The organism is Burkholderia sp. AU16741, from assembly GCF_002223345.1.
Taxonomy (GTDB): Bacteria; Pseudomonadota; Gammaproteobacteria; order Burkholderiales; family Burkholderiaceae; genus Burkholderia; species Burkholderia sola.
In genome coordinates this window covers 23502-49071 of the sequence record NZ_NKEZ01000007.1, presented here as the reverse complement: position 1 = coordinate 49071, position 25570 = coordinate 23502, and the positions used below count along the sequence as shown (strand labels likewise).

Genomic DNA, 25570 nt, shown 5'->3' with positions numbered 1-25570 from the left:
CTGGCGATGGTCGAAGTCGGCGGCGTGCGCCACACGCTCGTGCTGACGCTCGCCGAATTCACGTTGCTCGCGCAACTCGCGAGCGCGCCGCGCCGCGTGTTCAGCCGCGCCGAGCTGATGGCGACCTGCCTGCCGGAAGGCGACGCGCTGGAGCGCACGGTCGACAGCCACGTCAGCAAGCTGCGCAAGCAACTCGACGATCTCGCGCCGGCGCCGACAGCGAGCGCTTCCCGACGGAACGGACGGAACGCGCGGGCCTTGCCGCTCACACGTGCGGTTCGCGCCCGACCACCACATTTTGTGCATCGCACGACCGACCCTGAGCAAAAAGTATCGGTTTCCGAACTCTTTTGATGTGGTGATCGCCTCGCCCGCGTCACACCATTGTTCCTGCCGTCATCGGCGGCATTCGAACAAGCAGAATCAAGGAGACACGGGTGAACAAGATGCGAATCGTCGCAGCCGGCGTGCTGCTCGGCGCCTGCCTGCCGGGCGTCGCGGCCGCGCAAACCTGCAAGGTGCCGACCCTTCGGGTGCTCGCGCAGAAGAGCCTCGGCCTGTCGGTGATGGAGAAATCGCTGGCCGACTACGAGAAGAAGAGCGGCACGAAGGTCGAGATCAGCTATTTCGGCGAAAACGACCGCCGCGCGAAATCGCGGCTCGACGCGTCGACCGGCGCGGGTTCCTACCAGATCTACTACGTCGACGAGGCGAACGTCGCCGAATTCGCGTCGGCCCACTGGATCGTGCCGCTCCTCAAGTACTACCCGAAGGAATACGACTACGACGACTTCCTGCCCGGCCGCCGCGCGGTCGCGAGCTACAACGGCGTCGCGTACTTCGCGCCGCTGATCGGCGGCGGCGACTTCCTGTTCTACCGCCGCGACCTGCTCGATGCCGCGCACATCCCGGTGCCGAAGACGCTCGATCAGCTCGTCGCCGCGATCAAGAAGCTGAACGCACCGCCGAAACTGTACGGCTGGGTCGCACGCGGCCAGCGCGGCTCGGGGATGAACGTGTGGCGCTGGTCGCCGTTCATGCTCGGCATGGGCGGCGCGTGGACCGACAAGAGCGGCCAGCCCGCGTTCAATTCGCCGGCCGCCGTGAAAGCCACGCAGCTCTACAGCGACCTGTTCAAGTACGCGCCGCCGGGCTCGGCGACCTACGACTGGAGCAACGCGCTCGAAGCGTTCCGTTCGGGCAAGGTCGCGTTCATGATCGAATCGACGCCGTTCGCGGACTGGATGGAGGACGCGAGCAAGTCGAGCGTGGCCGGCAAGGTCGGCTACACGCGGCCGCCCGCGCCGCTGCCGTCGGCCGCGTACGGCCACGGCTTCGCGATCTCGGCGGTCGGCTCGAAGGACGACTGCACGCGGATGGCCGCCGGCCGCTTCATCGCATGGGCGACCAGCAAGGACCAGGAACAGGCGCGGCTGCGTAACGGCGTGTTCAGCGACTACAACCGCTCGAGCACGATCGCGAGCCCGTACTTCAAGCAGCACGTCGCACCGCAGATCCAGGCCGGGCTGAACGACACCAACCCCGTCACGCAGGTGACGATCTGGCGCACGCCGCAGTGGCCGGATATCGGCGACAACCTCGGCATCGCGCTCGAACAGGTGTTCACCGGCACGCAGACGGATATCCGCGGCACGCTCGACGACGCGGACCAGTACGCGAAGGACGCGCTCGAACATGGCGCTCGCAAATGACGGCGCCGGCGGACGCGCGCTCGGCGTCCGCCCGGCCTCTCCCGCCACGTCGGCCCGGCGCGGCCGCGCGCGCCGCGACCGCACGAGCCTGCCGTGGGTGTTCCTTGCGCCGACGCTCGCGCTGCTCGCGGTCCTGAGCCTCGTCCCGACGATCGCCGCGATCAACCTCGCGCTGCGCAACCGCGTGCTGCGCTACCCGGACAGCGAATACGTCGGCCTGCGCAATTTCGTGCGGCTCGCGTCGGACCGGCGCTTCCTGAACGCGATCGAGGTGTCGGTGCTGTGGGAAGTCGTCACGGTCGCCGGCGCGGTGCTCGTCGGGATCGCGCTCGCGGTGTTCCTGTTCGAGCGCGTGCACGGCCGCTGGCGCCGCCTCGCGTCGCTGGTGCTGATCATGCCGGTGCTGCTGCCGCGCGTGTCTGCCGCGTTCATCTGGAAGTTCATGTACGCGCCGCTCACCGGGATCCTGAGCTGGCTGCTCGGCACGCTCGGCGTCGAGAACACCGCATTCCTCGCCGATCCGCATCTCGCGCTGTACGCGGTCGCGCTCGTCGACGTGTGGCAGTGGGGGCTGTTCTTCGCGGTCGTGATCCTGAAGCTGCTGGAGACGCTGCCGCCCGAGCCGCTCGAAGCCGCGCGGCTCGACTACGCGACGACGTGGCAGGTGCATGCGTACATCGCGCTGCCGATGCTGAAGGCGCCGCTCGTGAGCCTCGTGTTCATCAAGATGGTCGAGTCGCTGCGCTCGTTCGACCTGATCTACGTGATGACGAAGGGCGGCCCCGGTATCGCGACCGAGACGCTCGATCTCTATGCGTACCAGCAGGGCATCGGCCTCGCGGGCAAGGTGTCCTATGCGTCGGCCATGGCCGTGCTGATGATGGTCGCGACCACGCTCGTCTTCACGCTCATCTGGAAGAGGGTCAACAAATGGGACGACTGATGGCCCGCCGCGGCCCCGCCGCCGTTTCCACCGTCGCGATCGCCGGCGCGATCCTGCTCGTCGCCGCGTTCCCGCTGTTCTGGGCCGTGCTCAATTCGCTCAAGCACCTGCTCGACATCGTCACGCCCGTGCCGCGCTTCTTCTTCACGCCGACGCTCGCGAACTACGAACAGGTGCTGTCGAGCCCGGAAGTGCTGATCGGGCTCGGCAACAGCATCGCGATCGTCGGCGCGGCCGTGCTGATCGGCGCGGTGCTCGGCGTGCCGGCCGCGTATGCGATCGCGCGCTACCCGGTGCGCGGCAAGCGCGACATCCAGTTCTTCCTGCTGTCGCTGCGCTTCCTGCCGCCCGTCGCGGTCGCGCTGCCGCTGATCGCGATCTGGGTCGATCTCGGGCTGTACGACACGAAGCTGTCGATGATCGTCACGTACCTGCTCGTCACGCTGTCGACCATCACGTGGCTGTCGATCCCCGTGTTCCGCCGGCTGCCGCGCGAGATCGAGGAAGCCGCCGCGCTCGACGGCTACGGCCCGTACGCGGTGTTCTGGCACATCGCGCTGCCGGTGTGCGCGAGCACGCTGCTCGGCGGCATCGTGTTCAGCTTCGTGCTGGTCTGGAACGAACTGATGATCGCGCTCGCGCTCACGTCGTCGCGCAGCGCGACGCTGCCGGTGGTCGCATCCGCGTTCACGTCGCTCGGCCAGGAAGTGCCGTGGGGCGTGATCAACGCGTCGACCGTGCTGCTCGCGCTGCCGCCGCTCGTCTTCGTCGGCATGCTGAGCCGGCTGCTCAATTCGATGGTCAAGGGAAAATAAGGAGAACACGTTGAAAGCACTCGTCCTCGAACGCACGCGCGAACTCGCGCTGCGCGACATCGACCTGCCGCAGGCGGTCGGCCCCGGCGACGTCCGGATCAAGGTGCATACGGTCGGCGTCTGCGGCAGCGACGTGCATTACTACGTGCACGGCGGCATCGGCCCGTTCCGCGTCGACGCGCCGATGGTGCTCGGCCACGAAGCGTCCGGCACCGTCGTCGAGACGGGCGCGGGCGTCACGCACCTGAGCGTCGGCGACCGCGTGTGCATGGAGCCCGGCGTACCGCGCCTCGATTCGCCCGCGACGCTGCGCGGGCTCTACAACCTCGACCCCGACGTGCGCTTCTGGGCGACGCCGCCCATCCACGGCTGCCTGACGCCGTTCGTCGTGCATCCGGCCGCGTTCACGTACCGGCTGCCCGACAACGTGTCGTTCGCCGAAGGCGCGATCGTCGAGCCGCTGTCGATCGGCCTGCAGGCCGCGAAGAAGGCGGCGATGAAGCCGGGCGACCTTGCGGTCGTGATCGGTGCGGGCACGATCGGCGCGATGACGGCGCTCGCCGCGCTCGCCGGCGGCGCGGCGCGCGTGATCCTCGCCGACGTCGTGCCCGACAAGCTCGCGCTGTTCGCCGGCAACCCGGCCGTCACGACCGTCGACGTGCGCACGCGGCCGCTGGCCGATGCGGTGGCCGAAGCATCGGGCGGCTGGGGCGCGGACGTCGTGTTCGAGGCGAGCGGCAGCGCGAACGCGTATGCGGGCCTCGTCGACCTGATGTGCCCGGGCGGCTGCGCGGTGCTGATCGGCATGCCGGTCGCGCCGGTGCCGCTCGACGTGGTCGCGCTGCAGGCGAAGGAAGGCCGCATCGAATCGGTGTTCCGCTACGCGAACATCTTCCCGCGCGCGCTTGCGCTGATCGCGTCCGGCGCGATCGACGTGAAGCCGTTCATCTCGCGCACGTTCCCGTTTTCCGAAGGCGTGCGCGCGTTCGAGGAAGCGGCGAGCGGCCAGCCGAGCGACGTCAAGATTCAGATCGAAATGGATTGAGCCATGGCCCGAATCGTCTGCCACGCTTTGTCGAAGCACTACGACGGCGGCCCCGCCGTGCTGCATCCGCTCGACCTCGAGATCGCCGACGGCGAATTCATCGTGCTGCTCGGCCCGTCCGGCTGCGGCAAGTCCACGATGCTGCGGATGATCGCGGGCCTCGAGGCGATCACCGGCGGCGAGCTCGTGATCGGCGATGCGGTCGTCAACGACCTGCCGTCGCGCGAGCGCAATGTCGCGATGGTGTTCCAGAACTACGCGCTCTACCCGCACATGACGGTGTACGACAACATCGCGTTCGGCCTGCGGCGGCTGAAGGTGCCGGCCGACGAGATCGACCGCCGCGTGCGCGACGTCGCGCGCATCCTGAGCCTCGACGCGCTGCTCGACCGCCGCCCGCGCGCGATGTCGGGCGGGCAGCAGCAGCGCGCGGCGATCGCGCGCGCGATGATCAAGACGCCGGCCGTGTTCCTGTTCGACGAGCCGCTGTCGAACCTCGACGCGAAGCTGCGCACGCAGTTGCGCGGCGACATCAAGCGGCTGCACCGGCAACTGAAAACGACCACGCTGTACGTCACGCACGATCAGCTCGAAGCGATGACGCTCGCCGATCGCGTCGTGCTGATGCGCGGCGGCCACATCGAGCAGATCGGCACGCCGGCCGAGCTGTACGGCCAGCCGCATACGGTGTTCGCGGCCGGCTTCGTCGGCACGCCCGCGATGAACTTCGCGGACGGCACGATCGAGCGGGTCGGCGCGAACGTGCTGCTCGACTGCAACGGCGCGCGCTGGCCGCTCGCGTCTTCACGCTTCGCGCGGCTGCAGCACGGCCAGCAGGTCAAGGCCGCGATTCGCCCGAACCACCTGCGGCTCGTGGCCGAAGGCGATCCGGCCCCGGGCGCGCTCGCGCTGACCGGCACGGTCGAGCTCGTCGAGCTGCTCGGCGCGGAGGCGCTCGTCACGCTGGACTGGCGCGGCCAGCCGTGCGCGGCCCTCGTGCCGGCCCCGATGACCCCGGCGCCGGGCGCCGTGGTAGCGTTTCGCTTCGACGAAGAAGCCCTGCATCTGTTCGACGCCGGCACCGAGCGCAACGTCGCGCTGCCGGACGCGAACCCGACCGCGCACGCGGCGCCGCCGACGGCCGCGACGCGCGCCACGCCGCCTGCCGCGACGGGCTGGTCGATGTCCCGTCCGTAGCACGCCGGCACGCCCCGACGGAGCACACGATGAACCCGGATCTCGAGATCGTTCCCACTCACCGCGACGAATCGTTTCGCGCATGGGTCCACGACTATCCGCATTCGGTCGCGAAGTGGCACTTTCATCCGGAGTACGAGATTCACCTGATCCAGGCGTCGCGCGGCAAGGTGTTCGTCGGCGACCACATCGGCGATTTCGGGCCCGGCAACCTGATCGTCACCGGGCCGAACCTGCCGCACAACTGGGTCAGCGAACTCGCCGACGGAGAACGCGTGCCGTCGCGCGACGTCGTGCTGCAGTTCTCGCGCGATGCGATCGAGAAGATGGTCGACGCGTTCAGCGAGCTGCAGCCGGTGATCGAGCTGATCGACGACGCGGCGCGCGGCGTGCAGTTTCCCGACCGCGTGGGCGTCGAGGTCGCGCCGCTGATGCTCGAACTCGCTGACGCGCACGGCTGCCGGCGCGTCGAGATCCTGATGTCGCTGTTCGACCGGCTGTCGTCGTGCCGCGAGCGGCGCGTGCTCGCGGGGCCCGGCTACCGCAGCGACGCGCAGCACTACATGTCGTCGACCATCAACCAGGTGCTGTCGTACCTGCAGCAGAACCTGCCCGGCATGCTGCGCGAAGCCGACGTCGCCGCGTTCGCCGGCATGAGCGTCAGCACCTTCACGCGGTTTTTCCGGCGTCACACCGGCTCGTCGTTCGTGCGCTACCTGAACCGGCTGCGCATCAACGAGGCGTGCGAGCTGCTGATGTTTTCCGACCTGACGGTGACCGACATCTGCTACCGGGTTGGCTTCAACAACCTGTCGAACTTCAACCGTCAGTTTCTCGCGATGAAACAGGTGCCGCCGTCGAAGTTCCGCGCGCTGCACCGGCTCAACGAACCGCACGGCCGCGACGACGCACCGCCCCCGCGACGCGCGCCGCCGCGCGCCCCAGACAGGACGCTTCATACGTGACCGCTTCATACGTGACATATCTCGGCATCGATCTCGGCACGTCCGAGGTCAAGGTTCTGCTCACCGATTCCCGATCGGTCCCCCTCGCGAGCGGCGCGGCCACGCTGTCGATCAGCCGGCCGCATCCGCACTGGTCCGAACAAAGCCCGCAGGCGTGGTGGCACGCGATGCTCGACGCGATCGCGTCGGTGCGCGCCGCGCATCCGGCCGGCTTCGCCGCGCTGCGCGGCATCGCGCTGTCCGGCCAGATGCACGGCGCGACGCTGATCGACCGCGCGGACCAGGTGCTGCGCCCCGCGATCCTGTGGAACGACACGCGCGCCGGCACCGAATGCGTGGAGCTCGAGGCGCTGGTGCCGGAATCGCGCGCGATCACCGGCAACATGGCGATGCCCGGCTTCACCGCGCCGAAGCTGCTGTGGCTCGCGAAATACGAGCCGGCCGTGTTTCGCGCGGTGCACAAGGTGCTGCTGCCGAAGGACTACCTGATCTGGCGCCTGTCAGGCGAATTCGTGTCCGATATGTCCGACGCGTCGGGCACGCTGTGGCTCGACTGCGCGCGCCGCGACTGGTCCGACCGGATGCTCGCCGCGACCGAGCTGTCGCGCGCGCAGATGCCGCGCCTCGTCGAAGGCAACGCGGCCGCCGCGCAGCTGCGCGACGCGCTGCGGCGCGAATGGGGCATCACCGGGCCCGTGACGATCGCCGGCGGCGCCGGCGACAACGCGGCGTCGGCGATCGGCATGGGCGTCACGGGCGCCGGCAGCGGCTTCCTGTCGCTCGGCACGTCGGGCGTGCTGTTCGCCGGCAACGACCGCTTCGCGCCGAATCCGGACGCCGCCGTGCACGCGTTCTGCCACTGCGTGGAAGGGCGCTGGCACCAGATGAGCGTGATCCTGTCGGCCGCCGCGAGCCTCGACTGGCTCGCGCGCGCGCACGGCACGACGCCCGGCGTGCTGGCCGCGCGCGCCGAACACGCGGCCGCCGCCCGCGCACCGCTGTTCCTGCCTTATCTCGGCGGCGAGCGCACACCGCACAACGATGCGCATGCGCGCGGCGTGTTCTTCGGGCTGACGAACGAACACGATGCCGACGACCTCGCATATGCGGTGATGGAAGGCGTCGCGTTCGCGATGGCCGACGGCTACGACGCGCTGCGCGCGGCCGGCACGACGCTCGACGTGGCGTCGTTCATCGGCGGCGGCTCGAAAAGCGCGTTCTGGGCACGGCTGTGCGCGAATGCGACCGGGATCGCGATGCAGCGCCATGCGGACGGCGCGGTCGGCGCGGCACTCGGCGCCGCGCGGCTCGCACGGCTGGCGGCGACGAACGACAGCCTGGAAGAAGTCTGTATCGCGCCGCCCGTCACGGAAACGGTGACGCCCGATCCCGCATCGGTCGACCTGCTGGCGGGCCGGCTCGCGCGCTATCGACGGTTGTATCGCGCGCTGCGGGACGAGTTCGCGGCCGCCGACTGAACGGCCGCGCGATCGCGCTTGACCCGGCCCTTGGGATCGCCTTTATGCTGATCGCAACGAATCGACAGCAAAGAGGTGACGGATGGGTACGGACACACTCCGCTTGAACGCTTCGGCCGCCGCTGCACGGCTCGGCGTCTCGATCAAGGCGCTGCGGCTGTACGAGCGTCACGGCCTCGTCACGCCGGAGCGCACGCCGGCCGGTTACCGCGCGTACGGGCCGGACGACCTCGCGCGTGCCGCGGATATCGCGGCGCTGCGCAAGCTCGGCCTCGGTCTCGCTCAGGTGGCGAACGTGCTCGACGGCGACGCGCGCAGTCTCGATGCCGCGCTGGCGGCTCACGAAGCGGCGCTCGATCGCGGGATTCAGGATCTCGTTGGCAAGCTCGACAGTGTGCGCGCGATACGTGCCGGCCTGGCACGGGGACGGATGCCGGCCAACGGCGAATTGACGCGGCTGGTCGACTCCGGCGCGGCCGGCGTCGCGTTCGACCTGCCGTGGCCGTGGGGCGGCGAACGGTTCGAGTGTCGCGATATCCGGCCGTTGAACTACATCATCGGTTCGCTGGGGAGCGGCAAGACGCGGCTCGCGCTTCGGCTGGCCGATGCGTTGCCCGGCGCGGTGTTCGTCGGTCTCGATCGGCTGGACGACGACTGTGCCGCGGCATTCGATGCATTGCGCGCCGATCCGGAACTGAAGTCGCGCGTCGAGCGCACCGCGGCGGCGCTTGCCGGCAGCGGCGCGACGCTGTCGGCGGCGCTGACCGCCCTGCTCGTCCACCTCGAAGCGGAAGGTCCGCGCGCGCGGGTCGTCGACATGATCGAACAGGGCCTCGACCAGGCTACGCAACTGGCGTTGATCGCGCATCTGCGCGCAGGCGCGGCCGCCGGCATGCGGCCGCTGTTCCTGCTGACGCGCTCGTCGGCGATCCTCGATCTCGCGGCGGTCGGCCCCGACGAAACCATCCTGCTGTGCCCGGCCAATCACAGCCCGCCTGCGCGTGTGGCGCCTTACCCCGGTGCACCGGGGTATGAGGCCGTCGCCACGTGCCTGGCGGCGCCGGAGGTCCGGGAGCGGATTGCGCGGCGGCCGGAAGCGCGCGCTATGATGCTTGGTACGGAGCGCGAAATGAATACTTCGCGATCTGTCCGTCGGAGAACATGACGGCACGCGACACGCGGGTAGAAATCGAGCTCGACGATATCGAGTCGACCGAACAGTTGCATGTACGGCTGATAAAGCAGTCGAGTTTCCCGGATTGGTATGGAAGAAACTGGGATGCGTTCCGGGACGCCATTACCGCGCTGGTCGATATGCCGCGCATTCTTCGGCTGAAAGGCTGGTCGGAATTCGAACACCGCTTTCCCCGCGACGCGAGGCTGATGCGCGACTGTCTGCAGGACATGGCTCGGCAATATCCGGCCTTCGCATCCCGTGTCGAGTACGATTGATCGAACTCGACACGCGCCGCAAGATTCGGCCGCTCGCGATGAACGTGCGTAACGGCACGTGATTGCTGCCCAGCCGCCGAGCGAGCAGATGTTTCACCGTGTTCGACAACGGATAGAGGTACGCATCCCGCTGCCGGATGCGAAGCGCGAGCCATCGCTCGCCGTTCAATTGGCGTTGCATTGCCTCGATCTGCGCGCACAGTGCGTCAGACCGATTCATGATCGCAGTAACCGGAAATGGATTCGCCTCCGGATCCCGCCGCGCCCTCCTCCGCGTCATCGCCGGGCTCACCGCATGCCCGGGATCGGCAAAGTTCGTTGCTTGCCGGACGCTATCGGGACATGTCGGAAAAGTCGTCTTGTCCGGATGGCCAAAATCACGCGTAAACGGCCATTCGCGTTCAACATGAAGGACATCCGAAAGCATTCGTTTCGGGTATCGTCCACCTCTCACACCCGCATTCCACATGACCGCACATGAAAACAGTACCGGCCCGGCCGATATCGGCCCCTTCGACGCGATGAGCCGATTTCGCGTGACGTACGACGGGCCCGCGCTCGAATCGTCCGAGATGGACGTGCGCGAACTCGCGCCCGCGCTGCTGGCGTTCGGCGATTTGCTCGACGCGTCGACGCGCGCACTATGCGGCGATCAGGTCCGGCCGCAGGTCAACGTGCGCGGCAGCTTCAAGACCGGCAGCTTCGGCATCGACTTCACACTCGCGACCTCGCTGCTCGGCCGCATGCGCGACATGCTGAGCGGCAACGAAGGCACGGCGCTCGCCAATGCGGTCACGATCCTGACCGCCCTTGGCATCGCCGCACCCAAGGCGAGGAAAGGGCTTTTCGCCGTCCTCAAATGGCTGCGCGGGCGCGAGATCACGCACGTCCGGATGCAGGGCCGCACCGCGGTGCTGGACGTCGATGGCGACACACTCGAAATCGACCTGCCCGTGCTCACGCTGCTACGCGACGTCCGCGTTCGCCGTGCAACCGCGCAAGTGCTCGCGCCGCTCGCGCGCGAAGGCATCGAGATTTTCGCGGTCGGTACCGATACCGAGGTGTACGAGATGGTCGCCCGCAACGAGATCGCATGGTTTCATGCGCCGGAGCCAACCGATGCGCTCCTGCTCGATGAGCATCGCAAGATGGCGTTCTCGATCGTGTCGCTCGCGTTCAAGGACGACAACAAGTGGCGGCTGCACGACGGAACGGCGACGATTCACGCGACGATCACCGATGCCGGCTTCCTGTCGCGCGTGAACAACAGCCAGATCAGTTTCAGCAAGGGAGACCTCCTCTTGTGCAATGTCCGTGTGCAGCAGTGGCAAACTTTGGACGGCGCAAAAACCGAGTATGAGGTCACGGATGTCCTCGAACATCGCGCGGCTGGCCTGCAGATTCAGCTGCCGGGCCTGTGATCCACGTCGCGGTCTCGTGCCCGACACAACCGCTCACCACTCATGAAACCCGCGATCCATCTGCGTGCCGCGTCTCAGGAAGATCTCCCGTTCCTGCTGATGCTCCGTCGACTGACGATGACCGAGCACCTGCAGCGCGTCGGCGCGCCGATCGACGATGAAGCGCACGACCGGCGCATCCGCGCGCACTTCGACGACGCGATGATCGTCTGCGAAGGCACCGCGGCCATCGGCCTGCTGAAGGTGACGCGCGCCGCAGGCGAATGGCACGTCCACCAGATCCAGATCCTTCCCGCGCACCAGGGCCGCGGCATCGGCGAGGCCGTGCTGAACGCGTTGCTGACCGACGCGGCACGCGCGCACGTGCCGGTGTCGCTCAGCGTGCTGCACGGCAATCCGGCGCGGCGGCTCTACGAACGGCTCGGCTTCCGCGTCGCGTCGGAAACCGACACCAGCGTGAACATGATCTGGCGCGCGTGACGCGCGGCGATTCGACGCTTTCGCATTACTGCGTGATCTTCGCGTCCTTCAGCAGATTGCCGATCATCTGCGCGCTCGCCTTCTCGGCCGCGATCGCCTGCAACTGCTGCTGAAGCGTCGGCTTCGCGGTTTCGAAACCCGGCACCTGCGTCGGCCGCTTCGCATCCAGCTTCACGATCGCCCGCACGCCGTCGACCGGAATCGAATCCTTCGTCACCGCGCCGACCGGCAGTTTCTCGAGCGCCTGCGCGACCGGCAGCGGCAACCCGGCCGTCTTGCCTTCCGCGGCCGGCGTGTTGAAGCTCACCCACGGCAGCTCGCCGCCGGTATCGCGGCTCGGCGCCAGGCTGTACTGGCGCGCCAGCCCGTCGAACGACTTGCCCGCTTTCAGCTCGCTCAGCACGGTCGCCGCCGCGACCGAATCCTTGACGACGATCACGCGCGGCTTGTACTCGTTCTTGCCAAGCGACGCGACGAGTTCGTCGTAGCGCGCCTTGACCTGCTCGTCGGTGACCGGCTCCGGCTTCACGTTGTCGCGCAAGTACAGCTGCACCTCGGCCGTCGCCTTCGCCTGCTGCATCGCCGCCTTGACCTCGGGCTTGTCCGCGTAGTTGGCCTTCTCGGCCGCCTGCTGCACCAGCACGCGCGTGATCAGCTGATTCTTGATCGCCTGCCGGATCTGCGGCGAATCGGGTTGCCCGGACGCGCGCAGCAGCGTATCGACGTCGGCCTGCGTGATCGGCGTGCCGTTGACGGTCGCGACGGTCGCGGCCGTCTGCGCGTGAACAGCGCCGCTCAATGCGCCGGCCAGCGCGACGATCGTCAACAGGCGGTTCGGTGTCGTTTTCATCTTCATCGTTGGGTCGCTTCGAGCATAAGAAACGCGGCTGGGAGCAGCCGCGCCCGTTCATCGTGCACGCCCGCATACCGTCTGCGGGAGCCGCCGCCATTGTGCACGGAACCGCATTTCCACGTCGGGAGGTTCGGAAACGTGCCCGGCATGGCGCGTACCCGCACGGTGCGCGCGGTTCATTGCATGCGCGTTGCGCAACAATCCCGCGGAAACGCATCGATTGCGCTCACGATTGCTTTCACGACTTCGCGAGTACGGCCGCTGCCCGAGGCGGCCGAACATTCAGACGGTCAGGGCGTCCACCGGTACACGGTGATGCTGTTCCCCTTCACGTTGTTCTTCATCACCACGTACTCGCCGTTCGAGCGGCGGTACGCGCGAATGCTGTACATCGCATCGATCGCGCTGCTGGTATCGACGGTCGCGGGGCTCGCGTTGACGAGCGTCGTGTCGAGATTGCCGGTGGTGAGGTTGAACGCGTCGACGTTCGGCCACAGCGGCCCGCTGCTGCTGAACCAGTAGCCGACGAACAGGTGGTTGCCCGCCGCGTCGATCGATTTCGCGCCGCTGTGCGGCAGCGTGATCACCGGGTCCGGCTTCGTCGTATTGCCCGCGCGCCAGCCGTGATACACCTCGATGCGCGTGCCGATCGACGTCCAGTCGTTGCTGCCGAGCGCGCCCTGCGCGAGCACCATCGTGTCGCTGTCCGCGAGATAGACGATGCGCGTGAGCGGCTGGATGCTGGCCGGAATGCGGGTCGCGACGCCTGCCCCCCACGACGGCTTGCCGTTCGCGTCGAAGCCGGTCAGCGGGTAATGCGTGATCGCGCCGGTCTTGTCGAGCCCGGCCCATATGCCGCCCTGGCTGTCGACGCTGAAGCCGCCCGTCACGCGCTGCGTCGTGTTGAACGCGGGCCCCGGAAGCGAGCCGTCCGGGATCGCGATGTAGCCGTTCGCCGCATTGAAGTGATAGAAGTAGAAAACCGGCGGATTCTGGCCGGCCGCGACGAGAATCCGGTTCGCGCCGACCGACGTGAGCAACCCGAAGTGTTCGTCGCGCTGCGTGTCGCTCATGTTGATGCGCGGGTCCGACGGATACGTGAATGGATCGACGGTGTTGGCGACGAACTTGCCGCCCGCGCTGCCGCTGTAGATGTGCGTGCCGCCGTAGAACATCGCGCCGTCCGTGACCGGGTCCGGCGCGGCGATGCCTTCGAAGTTCAGCGACTGCAGCGTCCAGCGCAGGTTGCCGCTGCTGCCGTACGCATGAATGTCGGTCGCGCCGTTGCGGCCGAGATCCCAGCTGCCGCCCCACGGATTGTTGAGCACATAGAGGTTGCCGCCGGTGTCCTTGCCGATCCCGACGATGCGCGTGAAGCGTTGCGCGCCGACCTGCCCCTTGATGCCCGTCGTCGTGTCGAGATAGCCGCCGCGCACGCCGAACGTGCCGGCCAGCGCGGGCCGGCCCGAAATCGAATAACGCTTGATGTTCTGGTCGGGGCCTTCGTCGCCCACCAGCAGTTGCCCGGCCGCCGTATCGACATACAGCGCCGACGGGTGCGAACCGGCCGGCATCCGGATCGTGTTCAGCAACGCGCCGGCCGGGCTGAACCCGACGATCGAGCCGGCACTCTTCTGCGCGACCCACACGTTGCCCGCGCCGTCCACCGCGAGCGCGCCCGGCGCCGACACGGCGATGTCCCGCTGCCACACGCCATCGGTCGTGAACACACGCACGCGATTACCGTAGAAGTCGCTCGCATAAAGCAGCGAGCCGGCCGTCGCGAGCCCGGTGACGACGTCGATGCGCGGCTGGTTGGTCGCCGCGCTGATCTGGATCACGAGGTCGCGATACTTCGTCGCGCGGTTGTAGCGCCCCACCGCGCCGCTACCATACGTTTTGCCCGGCTGCAGCGCGACGAACAGCGACGTTGCATTGCCCGTGATCGCGCTGCCCTGGAATTCCGCATGCGCGCCGATCGAGCCGAGGCTCTTGCCGTTCTGGTAGATCGCGACGCCGCCTTCATCCTCGTCCCACATCGACGCCGTGTAGATCACGCCTTCGGGCGCGACCCACATCGCGCGCGCGACGTTGCCGACGTGCGCCGCGAGCGTGCCGTACGTGTTCGCGATCCAGTCGGTGGTGTTGGCTGCGTGAACGGCCGGCGCGAGCGCGGCGATCGCCGCGGCGACGACCGCAGCCTGGATGCGTTTTCTGGCGACCATGACGGAGGCTCTCCTGAATCGGGTAGTCGTTCACACGACGGATCGGCCGGCCAGATGGCGTGAAGTCCGCGAGATGTAAATTCTTCCCCGGATCATCCGGCGCGGTCGGTATGACGTACGGCATGCGCTCACTGATGCGCAGGGCGAGAATAGCGTTATATAAATCGAAAAAAATTGCGAATCGCCCGCGCTTGCCGCGAGTGCGACCGTGCGTCAGTGAATGGTCACTTCCGCGCCGGATCGGGAATCGGGAGAATCCGGCTGCTGCCTGTGGAAATAGCGCCGTCAATTCGACGTCGATCAATGGAAACGGCGAATGCCATTTCTGAAACATCGGGAAAAACCACTGCGCCAAACAAATCGCCGGCCGGAATCCGTATCGAATCCGGGCCGGCGAATAGCATTTGCCGCGGTCAGGCAATGCGGTGTTGCGCCGCCGCATTGCCGCATATCATGCCGACGTTTCGCGCACCTTCACTTCGGCTACCTGCGCGCCGTCGTCCGAATCGTCGTCGTCGCGCGGCGCATCGAGCTGCCCTTCCCACTTCGCGACCACGGCCGCCGCGATCGAGTTGCCGACCGCGTTGGTGGCCGAGCGCCCCATGTCGAGGAACATGTCGACGCCCATGATCAGCAGCAACCCGGCTTCCGGCAAATTGAACTGGTTGAGCGTCGCCGCGATCACGACCAGCGACGCGCGCGGTACGCCCGCCATCCCCTTCGACGTCACCATCAGCATCAGCAGCATCGTGATCTGCGTGCCGAGCGGCAGATGGATCCCGTACACCTGCGCGATGAACAGCACCGCGAACGTGCAGTACATCATCGAGCCGTCGAGATTGAACGAATAGCCGATCGGCAGCACGAAGCTCGAGATCTTGCGGTTCACGCCGAAGCGGTCGAGCGCGTCCAGCAGCTTCGGATAAGCGGCCTCGGAGCTGGCCGTCGCGAACGACAGCAGGAACGGCTCGCGGATCAGCCGGAGCAGCGTGAACGCGCGCTTGCCGAGGAACGTCACGCCGGCGAGCGTCAGCACGGCCCACAACAGCGCGAGCGCGAGGTAGAAGCTCGCCATGAACTTCGCGAACGTGAGCAGGATGCCGAGCCCTTCGGTCGTGATCGTCGACGCCAGCGCTGCGAACACCGCGACCGGCGCGAACCCCATCACCGCGCCCGTCACCTTCAGCATCACCTGCGCGAGATCGTCGATCACGCCGGTCAGGCGCTTGCCCGATTCGCCGAGCGCGGACAGCGCGGTGCCGAAGAAGATCGAGAACACGACGATCTGCAGGATCTCGTTGTTCGCCATTGCCTCGGCGATCGACTTCGGCACCAGGTGCACGACGAAATCCTTCAGCGTGAACGCACCGGTCTTCAGGTTGAGCGCCGCATCGGACGGCGGCAGCGGCAGGCTCAGGTGGCTGCCCGGCTGCAGGATCGTCGCGGTCAGCAGGCCGAGCAGCAGCGACGTGAACGACGCGATGAAGAACCACCCGAACGCCTTGACGCCCACGCGACCCACCGCGCCGCCGTCGCCCATCTGCGCGATGCCGACGGTCAGTGTCGCGAACACCAGCGGCGCGATGATCATCTTGATCAAGCGCAGGAACACGTCGGACAGCAGCGACACGTAGCCGGCGACTTCCTTCGCCATCTTCGGGTCGGGAAACGCGCTGTGGCAGGCGTAACCCACGGCGATACCAAGCATCATCGCGACAACGATGTACTTGGTAATGTTGTGCTTCTTCATTAGTGATCCAAATTACAAGGCGTATGTTGCTAACGGCGGGCCAATCATTCGCGTCCGGCTGCGAATCGAAACCTGTGTCGCCATGCGGACGACTTGTCCGCTTCAAGCAATCGCCAGGGCGGACAAGGGGGGGCATTCTAACGCAAATGGTGCACCGGCTTTCAAATCTGAAAGCCCCGCGCGTTGATTTGCGTCTTGATGTCGTCGGGAAAGCGGCGGTGTCGCGGCCTGGCCCGCTTCCCGTGCGGCCGGATGCCGGGGAATGTCGGCGGATCCGGTAGGGAGCGGCTTGCCCTGAAAGGCGCGGCGAGCGGGCGAATGCGTCAACGCGGCGCGCGCCGGCCGGGGCCGGCGTCAGGCATCCCGGTCAGTTCACCGGCCGCGATGTCGGCAGCCAACGCCGCCCGTCCTTGCCGAGGATGCGGTTGAAGACCGACGTATCACGCTCGACCTCGACCGCAATGATCGCGTCGATCATCTCGCGCTTGTCGGCGAAATACCGAAACACCGCGCCCGCGCTCATGTCGGCCGCCGCACGGGGTGGGGGCCGTGAGGCTGTGGTTCAAGTGCTTGAAAGGGTGCGTTGGGGCGGGCTGAAGGACTCGGTGAAGACCGTGTCGATCAGATCGGACCAGGCCAGGCTCACGAACGAGAAGCCCGTGCCGCCCGCCCAGCCGGCCACGCGAGACGCGGGCGCGCCTGCTGGATGCCGCCTTTGTACTCATGGCGCAAAAGGGGATGGAAGGCGTCGCGATCAATGAAATTACGGAAGCCGCGGACGTGGACCCTATGCCGGCAGCGCAGCGCGGGGCATGCAGGCTCATGACCTCACCGACGGCGGGCACCGGCGGAAGCCTCTTTGATTGTTCGACGCTCATTGGACGTTCGCGCTCGTCGGCCCGTTGTGGGCGCTCGGAGAAGATGCCTCGGGCCGCCTTGACGAAGCAGGGAAAACATCCGGAATCAATCCATCTGCCCGACCGCCGCCGCCGCCCCCTGCGCAAGCCGTCTTTTGACGCCCACGAACGCCAGACCGGCCACCGCGATGGAGCCACCATAGAACAGCAGCGCCGTCACGTCCGTGCCGAGCCGGGAGAACACGAACCCGACCGCCAGCATGCCCAATCCGAGGCCGGTGCGCTCGGCGACGTACGAGATACCGATCACGCGATCGCGTGACGCGGCGGGCGTCGACTGCAGGAGCGAATAGTAGATCGTCTCCGTGGCGGCGTCGAAAATGCCCGCCAGCAAGACGAAGCCCAACATGCCCGGCATGCCACGCACCTCGAAGACGCCGAGGAAGCACGCGAAGGTCAAGATCAGCAACACGATGAAATACGGCTCGAGCGGCTGGTGACGCGATTCGAGACGCTCCAGCAAGTGCGGCGTCACTGCCGCGGAAACGAGCCGTCCGACGCCCCACACAGCCATCAGCCAGCCATACAGAAACGCGGGCTGATTCGGATCGAACAGCTGCGACCTGATCGGGAAGCCGACATTGTGCGTACCGGAGCCGAACGCTTCGACGAAGCGCGCGCCGATCACGAGCATCACGATGACCGACAGATAACGCGCCGCGCGCGGCAGTGCGCCGGCCTCGGCCGCAGCGTGCGTCTCCTCGGCCGGTCGATGCCGGCGCGGCATGTTGCCCACCAGCATCAGAAATGCGATGGCGGAGATCGCGAACGTGATCGAATCGATCAGGAATACGCTCTTGTAGGCCAGGTACTGCGTGATCACCGATGCGAGCAGGCTGCCGCCGACCACCGACACCCCATCGGTCGCACTGAGGATCGCATTGAAACGATGCCGGCCCTCCTGCCCGACCATTTCCGGAACCTCGGACATGATGGACACCCGATAGATCCCCTGAAAAAGGCCGATGAAGAACGGCACGAAATAGATGAGCGACGCGTCGGCGGCACGCGACGACGTGGCCAGCACGCCGATCGCCAGTGCACTGCCCGCTTCCGCGGCGAAGATCAGGGTACGGCGGGAGAACCGGCTCAGCCGCGGCACCGCGGCGCCGCCCGCGACCGCGCCCAGCAGGCGCGACGCCATCGTCAAGCCGAGCAGCGCGGCGGAGCCCGTGACCTCGAGCGCGTAGGTCGCCAGAACGATGCTGATCATCGTCGAACTGATGTCGGAGATCGTCTTGAACGACAACCAGACGTACAACTGCGCCAACGAAGACGAAGCGCGTTTTTCTAGAACCAGCTCGGATTTCATGGCAGCTCATCTCGCTGAGGAAAAGGAAATCAGCAACATGTCCCGGAACGCGAGTTCGTCAGGGTTGGCTTGCTGAACGGCATTGGCACTGTGGTACAGCACGGCGTCGTTCACGACCACGGTATCGAGGAAATCCGTCAGCGGCCGTGCGAACAATGGAACAGTGGAAACTTTCGACGCATGGATCTCCGAGACGACCGGCCGGATATTGTGACTGTCGATAAAATGCATGAAGACCCATTCCAACCCGTCCTGATGAATCCCCGATGTGGTCGGACTGACCTCACCTTGTTCCGCAATGATCCGGAACAAATGTACATCGATCTTGTACTCCCGCCCCGCAACCAGCCGCTCCCCGAGGACGGCGATGTCGACGTCCAGCAACTGGCGGAGAATCGCGCTTTCTATGAAGGAGTCCTCGGCATAGGTCAAGCGATTGACGCCCGGCACATAGTCCACATCGTAGGTCGCGGTTGGCTCGAAATTCGTGTTCCGGTCAATTTTCAACGGTTGGCCCGGCTTGAAGCGATACAGCAGGAAGCGCCGTTCGCGTCGCGTGTAGCGCTTATAGTTCTCGTCGACGACAAGGCGCTCCCAGTGGCGCTTGAACGCAACGACCTCGTCGCCATCGCAGCGGATCACGCCGTGGAAGCGTGGTGCATGGCAATAGCCGTTGCGATTCAACTCGTCAATGATGGTATCGATGGACATCGTGTCTCCCGTGAGTCGGGCCATTCGTTCAGGAAACGATTTCCGGCTCGAGATCGCGAACGATCCGGTCATAGAGATCGATCGCATGATCGCGTCCATTTACTGCCGCCCAGCCCTTCAGCAGATAATTTTCCTCGATGTCCGCCCGGACCTCGCTACCGACCGGGCAGGCGACCTTGCATTCGATGATCGCCGGATCGCCGGCGACGGAATCGAGCCCGCGGATTCCGTTGAACGTTCCGCTCGCCTCTGGAAACAGCGCGAACATCGAGTAATGCTGACGCCCGTCCGCCGCGCGTTCGCAGGCGCTTCGCAGGCGTTCGTGCAGCCCGGAAGCCCGTGTCAGCATCCGCAGATAGAACTCGTACGGGTCGAGGCCCGCGATGTCCTTGAGCGCCGCGTTCACATACAGTCCGCCGAGCCGCGGATTGATCTCGATGACGATCGGGCCGGTCGGCGACAGACGGAACTCGAGGTGCACGATCGCGTTGCGCAGGCCGATCGCTTCGAGACAATCGATCGCATACCGATTGATCTCGGCAATCGCGGGCGCCGGAAAGGACACCGGCGGCGAGATCAACAGGTTTTCCAGCACCGTGCCGCGCTTCTCCGTCAGGATCAGTTTTTCGTTGATCAGCACCGGATAAACCTGATCGTCGACGATCACACATTCGACGCTGCCTTCGACGCCGTCGATGTACTGTTCAAGCAGAATGCTCTTGCCCGGCTCATAGCGAACCTGGGCACCGTCACGGGTGTGGACGTCGTGCGGCATGCCGTAGTAGTCCGAAACCACTGCCTGATCATGTTGCGCGGTAAATCGCTGATAGTGATCGCGCAATTCGTTCCAGTCGCGACACTTGGCGGTAAAGGCCGAGCCCGCGCCGTAAGGCGGTTTCGCGATCAGCGGATAGCCCACTGTGTCGGCGGCTTCTCGCAATGCGTCGACATCGCTGCACATTGCGTGTCGAATCGACCGTACCCCCCGTTCCTCCAGCGCCGCGCGCATCAGGAATTTGTTGTTGCAGGCGGCGACGGCCGCCGACGGAGAATGGACTCGGCCGGTCATCCGGCAAACGTCGGCGACCACCGCGCCCACCTCTCCATGGGCCGACGCCTGCCCCGCATAGCAAAAGACGGCCTTCACGTCATAGTGCGCGTCCAGACGCTCGAGCAATCTCAGCAGCGACTCGACGGAAAGCGAATCGAGCCACCACGTGTCGTCGCGCGCCCCGCCTGCATCGCCGTCCGTCGGCACGTGCCGGCGCACGACGGCCGTGAGGCACGCGAGACCCATCTTGCGAGCGACCTCGAAGTGATAATCCCGATAGCTGGTCAACGACAGCAAGGAGCCCTCGATTTGCACAAATAAAACCGCGTCTTGTCGCATGTTTTCACCTGGATGAGAAATCAGTCCGCACACCGCTCAAGGCCCGTTCAGTTGTCGATCCAGTCGCACGTTTCGCCCTGCCAGTTGACGAACCGGTAGATGCGTTGTTCGCCGGTTTCTACAAACTGCGGGATGTCGCCCTGGCCTTCGAACAGCGGCACCGTAAACTTCCCTTTCGCATGAGGCAGCACATACTCGGGCATCGCAACGTTCGAAACGCGCCGCTTCAGTCGGTTCATGATGCGGATGGCGTCGCGGATCGAAGCCTTGTAGACCGACGCGCCCGGCGAGAACGGCATGAAGTGATACAGGTAGTACGGTTTGACGCCGTGGCGATACAGTTCGATGAAGAGCCGATGCAGCGTCTCCTCGTCGTCGTTGATGCCGCGCAGGAATGGCATGTTGGAAAATACGATCGGCACCGCCGACCGAATCCGCTTCACTGCGTCCGTGAAGGCCGGACTGAGTTCGTCCGGATGGCAAACGTGAACGCCGAATGCGTTCACCCGATGCCGTTCGAGCATTGCGACCAACTGATCGGTGACCCTGTACGGATTGAAGGTGAGCGATCTGGAGTGAATCCGGATCAGGAGATCGCGTCCGACGTCGCGCAGGGCGGACAGATGCTCGTCGAGCTTGGCGTCGGAGAGCATCAGCGGGTCGCCGCCGCTCAGAATAACTTCCTCGATTGCCGGATTCTGCTTGATATAGGCCACGCTTTCGCCGAACGTGTCCCGGCTGGCGTTGGTCTTTTCGCTATTGACTTCAAGTGTGCGGAGCGCCTCGAAGCAGAACTGGCAATACGAATTGCACGTGTTGACCATGCGCAAAATGACGCGATTGTCGTACTTGTGCTGACAGATCGGCGTCTTCATTTCATGCGCCAGCTCCCAGTTTTCCGATTCGCCATCGTATCCTCCGACGATTTCGTCACTCCAGAACGGAACGACCTGACGCCATAGCGGATTCCGGACAATGTCGGCGTCGGTGTCGCCGTGCGATTCGCGAATCAAGCGGAGGTAATAGGGCGTGATCTGTAGCTTGCGGCCGTTCAGGTTGTGTTGAATGTGCGAACTCAGTTCGTCCGACCAGCCCCCGCAGGCCTCGCGTAGCGATGCTTCCTCTCGGATGGTGTTTCGTTGCTGCCAGCGCCAGTCACGCCATTCGGCAGACGCGACATCAAAAGTCTGATAGTTGTCCGAATATTTTTTATCGCCACCAGAATTTCCAATCAACATTTTACTCATTCCTCTCTAAGCCAAAGAAATGCGATCAACGTATCGTTTCGCTCATGAATTCAACACGACCCATGATCCGAGCGCCATATAGAAAACCATCGACACCACACTCAACCGGAATACGGCCCATACAACACTGCAAAATGCAAATCCATCAAACCATGAAAACACCGGCCACGGGATACCTGAAATATCCCATCGGGCCATGTCGTCGATATAGCTACGCGATGCAGAAATCCCAAGCCACAGTACGGCCCAACAAAGAAATATGGACGCAACTCTGCTCAGCCTACTCACGAATATGGAGAGGCATCGATTAAATACTTCGCAGCAGTTTATTTACTTTCGCTTCAGCATGCGAAAACGACAGTTCCCGCTCGATCGCGATTCATGCGAGCTATTACACCCGGCAAGACATTTCGCTGCGGCGACCGGGCCAAAGGAGTTTGAAAGATTTCCCGTTCTGGATATAAGCATTCCCGATTCGATGAGTCTCAATCCTAAGTTAACAAATTTAAGTAGCGCAAGAAAAATTTCACCGGCCATCCATAACAGTCCCTTCCCACTTGTCTACTTTTCCGGACGCCTCTGTCGTGCTTTCAATTGGGAAACACACATACAGCTCGCATTTTTACAATTACCCATCGACATCATTCGATACTTAAGGAATCGCGCACCTCGTAAAAACATCAGGTTTAACGCACGCCTAGAAAATAGAATATTTAGCCTATCCCAAATTTTGGAAATACTCGTCGTCGATGCTGCTTTGAATAAGCCTAATATCGAGCTCATCAGGGCATGATTTCTTACAGTTTGATAGGCAAGTTGCCCACCTTTCGTAAATGCGGGTGTGCGTGGATAGGCCGGACGCGTGTCGCAACGCGCCGGAAATGTAGATACGTTCGTCGCGAATGAAGAGCGAGTATCCCTGCTGCGCGAGCCCCTTTCGTACACACAAAGTGATTCGACGCCCCCGTACCGGCATTTGCCCACTCAACTGTACCGGTACCGTACAGAAAACCGTCGCTAAACTGATCTCCATCCCAGCCTCGAACCGAATGGAGAATCCGCGATGGAATTCCTCACCCTCAGCGCGCTGCCTGCCGGCATGCTGTTTGCGCTCGTCACGTCGATCACGCCCGGCCCGAACAACACGATGCTGCTCGCGTCCGGCGTCAATTTCGGTTTCCGCCGCACGATGCCGCACCTGTTCGGCATCAGCATCGGCGTCGCGATCCTGATGCTCTGCGTCGGTTTCGGCCTCGGCGAAGCATTCAAGCGCCTGCCGCTGCTGTACACGATCCTCGAAGCCGCGAGCGTCGCGTATCTGCTGTACCTCGCATGGCGCATCGGCACGTCGGGCGAAGTAAAGGCGCACGGCGCCAAGCCGCGGCCGATGACGTTCATCGAAGCCGCCGCGTTCCAGTGGGTCAACCCGAAGGCGTGGATGATGGTGCTGACGGCCGCGACGACGGTCCAGTTGTCCGCCGACTACGGGATGAACGCCGCGTGGATGTCCGTCGTGTTCATCCTGATCGGCTTCCCGTGCATCTGCCTGTGGGCCGCGTTCGGCCTCGGGCTGCGGCGCTTCCTGTCGAATCCCCGCGCGCTGCGCATCTTCAACGTGACGATGGCCGCGTTGCTGATCCTGTCGCTGTACCCGCTCATCGCCCATCTGCTGCCGCAGTGAGCGCTCACAAGCGCGCCCGTTGAGCTTCACGTAATGCAGGCGTACCCTTTCGGTACGGGCGCGTGCAACCGTTTCGGCGGCTGCACCGCTGCTCTGCATGGAGATTGCTGATGAAGCCAATGCTGAGAGCGGGCGAGCACATCGAAGGCATGCACTGGATCGCCGAGTATCACCCGGTCACCCACGACATCCGCGTGCTGCGCGAGAACATCGAAGTCGGCACTTACTGCGCGCCGCCGACGCTGTTCGGCGACGAGGAGGAAATGGGCGCCGCGAACCACGACGATCATCGCCGCCGGGAAGCGGCGTTGCGCGCGTATCTGCGCAACTTCGTCAAGGAACACGACGCGGAGGAGTAACGGCGCGATGGCCGGAATGTCGACGGGCCGCGAAGGCGGCCCGGTCTGGTGTCGTGCGTCGGTCGATCTGCTTGCAACCGACCTGAGTCCGTCATTCACGAGGCCGGCGCACCGCACCGGCCTGCCAGTCAATCAATGCCCGAGCGACTCGATCTTGCCCGCCGGCTGCGCGACGCCATGCGGCCGCGCCATCTGCTTGATCAGCAGCGCGGCGCAGGCCAGCACGCCCGCGACGGCGATCGTCGCGAACACCCCCGCGAACGAGAAGTGCCGGCGCGTCAGCTCGGCGACGAGGAACGACCCCGCGATCCCGCCGAAACGGCCGACGCCGAGCATCCACGCGACACCCGTGCCGCGCCCTTCGGTCGGATAGAACGCGGCGGCGAGCGCCGGCATCGACGATTGCGCGGTGTTCATCAGCACGCCGGCCACGAACACGACCAGCACCAGCAAGCCGACATTGCCGGCCGCCTGCCCGATCGCATACACGCTCACCGCCGTCAGCGCGTAGCACACGGCGATCACGCGGTTCGCGTTGAAGCGGTCCATCAGCACGCCACACAGCACGGCGCCCACGCCGCCGAGCGGGAACAGCGCGGAGATCAGCGTCGCGCTCTTCGGCGTCAGGCCCGCATCCTTCAGCAGAATCGGCATCCAGTTGATCGACGCGTAGAAGATCACGAGGCCCATGAAGTACGCGAGCCACAGCATCACCGAGCCGACGACGTACGAGCGCGACAGCACGACCCCGAGGCCCTTGCCGCCGGTCTGCGGCGCGACTTCGGTCAGCGCGAACGAGCCGGCGTTCAGCGCGTCGCGCGAGATGCGGGCGAGCGTGGCGCGGATCTTGTCGATGGACTGGCCGCTCGCGACCATGAAGCGCACCGACTCCGGCATCTTCAGCAGCAACAGCACGCCGAGCAGCAGCGGCGTCACGCCGCCGAGCATCAGCACGCTGCGCCAGCCGAAATGCGGAATCATCCATGCGGCCAGGAAACCGCCGAACGCGGCGCCGAGCGGAAAGCCGCAGAACATCAGGTTGATCACGGTCGCGCGGCGTTTGTCCGGGCAGAATTCGCCCATCATCGTGACCGCGTTCGGCATCGCCGCGCCGAGCCCGACGCCGGTGACGAAGCGCAGGATGGTCAGGTGCCCGATCGTGTTCGAGAACGCGGACATCAGGCACGCGACGCCGAACAGGAACACCGAGCCGAGCAACAGCGAGCGGCGGCCGAGCCGGTCGGACAGCGGGCCTGACACGAGCGCGCCGCACGCGAGGCCGAACAGCGCGGCGCTGAGCACGGGCGCGAGATCGGGTTTGGTGAGGTTCCATTCGCCGAGCAGCGACGGCGCGATGAAGCCGATCGCGGCCGTATCGAAGCCGTCGAGCAGCACGATCACGAAACACATGAGGAATACGAGCCATTGAAAACCGCCGAACGGCTGCTCGTTGATGAAGGTCTGGACATCGACCACGGGTGTGCGATTCATCGCTTGTCTCCTTGTCGGCCGGCGTGGGCGCGTCAGCGCGCGATCCGGTCCCATCCAACATTGATATAGATGCAACACGCGCGGCCTCGTGGCCGCGCCTTTCCTTCGTTCACGCACCGATTCGCT

General features: G+C 65.2%; 22 protein-coding genes and 2 pseudogenes. 15 read left to right on the top strand and 9 right to left on the bottom strand.

Translation table 11 applies throughout. From position 1 onward, the window contains the following. Positions 1-3: 3 nt before the first annotated feature. The 12 genes and pseudogenes from CFB89_RS17075 to CFB89_RS17020 form a co-directional block, all read left to right on the top strand. Positions 4-213 (top strand): annotated as a pseudogene (locus CFB89_RS17075) (winged helix-turn-helix domain-containing protein); the annotation flags it as partial. 233 nt (positions 214-446) lie between these two features. Continuing rightward, entirely contained in the window at positions 447-1712 is a 1266-nt protein-coding gene (locus tag CFB89_RS17070; RefSeq protein WP_373559870.1) for an ABC transporter substrate-binding protein, read from the top strand. Then, complete coding sequence (locus CFB89_RS17065; protein ID WP_256979689.1) at positions 1696-2655, top strand: carbohydrate ABC transporter permease; 960 nt, start codon at positions 1696-1698, stop codon at positions 2653-2655. The genes CFB89_RS17070 and CFB89_RS17065 overlap by 17 nt, the downstream gene beginning before the upstream one ends. Then, positions 2643-3470: a carbohydrate ABC transporter permease gene (locus CFB89_RS17060; RefSeq protein ID WP_089468874.1), complete on the top strand. Its 828-nt coding sequence runs from the start codon at positions 2643-2645 to the stop codon at positions 3468-3470. The genes CFB89_RS17065 and CFB89_RS17060 overlap by 13 nt, the downstream gene beginning before the upstream one ends. A gap of 10 nt (positions 3471-3480) precedes the next feature. After that, positions 3481-4515, top strand: coding sequence for an NAD(P)-dependent alcohol dehydrogenase (locus CFB89_RS17055; protein ID WP_089468873.1), 1035 nt, complete (start codon positions 3481-3483; stop codon positions 4513-4515). Positions 4516-4518: 3 nt separating this feature from the next. After that, entirely contained in the window at positions 4519-5712 is a 1194-nt protein-coding gene (locus tag CFB89_RS17050) for an ABC transporter ATP-binding protein (protein ID WP_089468872.1), read from the top strand. Between the two features lie 29 nt (positions 5713-5741). Continuing rightward, the gene (locus tag CFB89_RS17045) at positions 5742-6677 is read left to right on the top strand and encodes an AraC family transcriptional regulator (RefSeq protein WP_089468871.1); all 936 of its coding nucleotides are present in this window, start codon (positions 5742-5744) and stop codon (positions 6675-6677) included. 11 nt (positions 6678-6688) lie between these two features. Further along, the gene (gene xylB, locus CFB89_RS17040; RefSeq protein ID WP_089468870.1) at positions 6689-8155 is read left to right on the top strand and encodes a xylulokinase; all 1467 of its coding nucleotides are present in this window, start codon (positions 6689-6691) and stop codon (positions 8153-8155) included. 82 nt (positions 8156-8237) lie between these two features. Next, on the top strand, positions 8238-9320 hold the full coding sequence (locus tag CFB89_RS17035) for a MerR family transcriptional regulator (RefSeq protein WP_089468869.1): 1083 nt from the start codon (positions 8238-8240) through the stop codon (positions 9318-9320). Further along, a complete protein-coding gene (locus tag CFB89_RS17030) occupies positions 9317-9607 on the top strand; it encodes a barstar family protein (RefSeq protein WP_089468868.1) in 291 nt (96 codons plus the stop codon). The genes CFB89_RS17035 and CFB89_RS17030 overlap by 4 nt, the downstream gene beginning before the upstream one ends. Positions 9608-10074: 467 nt before the next feature. Then, the gene (locus CFB89_RS17025; protein WP_089468867.1) at positions 10075-11028 is read left to right on the top strand and encodes a hypothetical protein; all 954 of its coding nucleotides are present in this window, start codon (positions 10075-10077) and stop codon (positions 11026-11028) included. Positions 11029-11070: 42 nt separating this feature from the next. Then, positions 11071-11508 (top strand): N-acetyltransferase, encoded by a 438-nt coding sequence (locus CFB89_RS17020; protein ID WP_089468866.1) that lies wholly within the window; start codon positions 11071-11073, stop codon positions 11506-11508. Positions 11509-11533: 25 nt separating this feature from the next. On the opposite strand, the gene CFB89_RS17015 is transcribed toward CFB89_RS17020, so the two are convergent. The 4 genes from CFB89_RS17015 to CFB89_RS17000 all read right to left on the bottom strand — a co-directional run bounded on the left by CFB89_RS17015 (position 11534) and on the right by CFB89_RS17000 (position 16859). Beyond that, complete coding sequence (locus CFB89_RS17015; RefSeq protein ID WP_089468865.1) at positions 11534-12364, bottom strand: peptidyl-prolyl cis-trans isomerase; 831 nt, start codon at positions 12362-12364, stop codon at positions 11534-11536. A 287-nt stretch (positions 12365-12651) separates the two neighbouring features. After that, complete coding sequence (locus CFB89_RS17010) at positions 12652-14586, bottom strand: SMP-30/gluconolactonase/LRE family protein (protein ID WP_089468864.1); 1935 nt, start codon at positions 14584-14586, stop codon at positions 12652-12654. 451 nt (positions 14587-15037) lie between these two features. Next, positions 15038-16336, bottom strand: coding sequence for a dicarboxylate/amino acid:cation symporter (locus tag CFB89_RS17005; RefSeq protein ID WP_089468863.1), 1299 nt, complete (start codon positions 16334-16336; stop codon positions 15038-15040). Between the two features lie 367 nt (positions 16337-16703). Beyond that, complete coding sequence (locus CFB89_RS17000) at positions 16704-16859, bottom strand: hypothetical protein (protein WP_306427130.1); 156 nt, start codon at positions 16857-16859, stop codon at positions 16704-16706. A 149-nt stretch (positions 16860-17008) separates the two neighbouring features. Here CFB89_RS17000 and CFB89_RS34310 point away from each other — a divergent pair. Then, positions 17009-17119 (top strand): annotated as a pseudogene (locus tag CFB89_RS34310) (TetR family transcriptional regulator); the annotation flags it as partial. Positions 17120-17299: 180 nt separating this feature from the next. On the opposite strand, the gene CFB89_RS16995 reads toward CFB89_RS34310, so the two are convergent. From CFB89_RS16995 to CFB89_RS16980, 4 genes are read right to left on the bottom strand one after another with little or no spacing between them, the layout of a single operon-like run. Continuing rightward, the gene (locus tag CFB89_RS16995) at positions 17300-18565 is read right to left on the bottom strand and encodes an MFS transporter (RefSeq protein ID WP_089468862.1); all 1266 of its coding nucleotides are present in this window, start codon (positions 18563-18565) and stop codon (positions 17300-17302) included. A gap of 6 nt (positions 18566-18571) precedes the next feature. Beyond that, positions 18572-19276, bottom strand: a complete 705-nt coding sequence (locus CFB89_RS16990; protein ID WP_256979688.1) for a 2OG-Fe dioxygenase family protein — start codon at positions 19274-19276, stop codon at positions 18572-18574. A gap of 28 nt (positions 19277-19304) precedes the next feature. Then, complete coding sequence (locus CFB89_RS16985; RefSeq protein WP_089468860.1) at positions 19305-20666, bottom strand: ATP-grasp domain-containing protein; 1362 nt, start codon at positions 20664-20666, stop codon at positions 19305-19307. 47 nt (positions 20667-20713) lie between these two features. Next, the gene (locus tag CFB89_RS16980) at positions 20714-21904 is read right to left on the bottom strand and encodes a KamA family radical SAM protein (RefSeq protein WP_089468859.1); all 1191 of its coding nucleotides are present in this window, start codon (positions 21902-21904) and stop codon (positions 20714-20716) included. A 1072-nt stretch (positions 21905-22976) separates the two neighbouring features. Here CFB89_RS16980 and CFB89_RS16970 point away from each other — a divergent pair. Both CFB89_RS16970 and CFB89_RS16965 read left to right on the top strand, forming a co-directional pair. Further along, on the top strand, positions 22977-23594 hold the full coding sequence (locus CFB89_RS16970; RefSeq protein ID WP_089468858.1) for a LysE family translocator: 618 nt from the start codon (positions 22977-22979) through the stop codon (positions 23592-23594). A 110-nt stretch (positions 23595-23704) separates the two neighbouring features. Next, positions 23705-23953 (top strand): hypothetical protein, encoded by a 249-nt coding sequence (locus tag CFB89_RS16965; RefSeq protein WP_089469407.1) that lies wholly within the window; start codon positions 23705-23707, stop codon positions 23951-23953. A 132-nt stretch (positions 23954-24085) separates the two neighbouring features. On the opposite strand, the gene CFB89_RS16960 is transcribed toward CFB89_RS16965, so the two are convergent. Beyond that, on the bottom strand, positions 24086-25444 hold the full coding sequence (locus tag CFB89_RS16960; protein ID WP_089468857.1) for an MFS transporter: 1359 nt from the start codon (positions 25442-25444) through the stop codon (positions 24086-24088). Positions 25445-25570 lie beyond the last annotated feature (126 nt).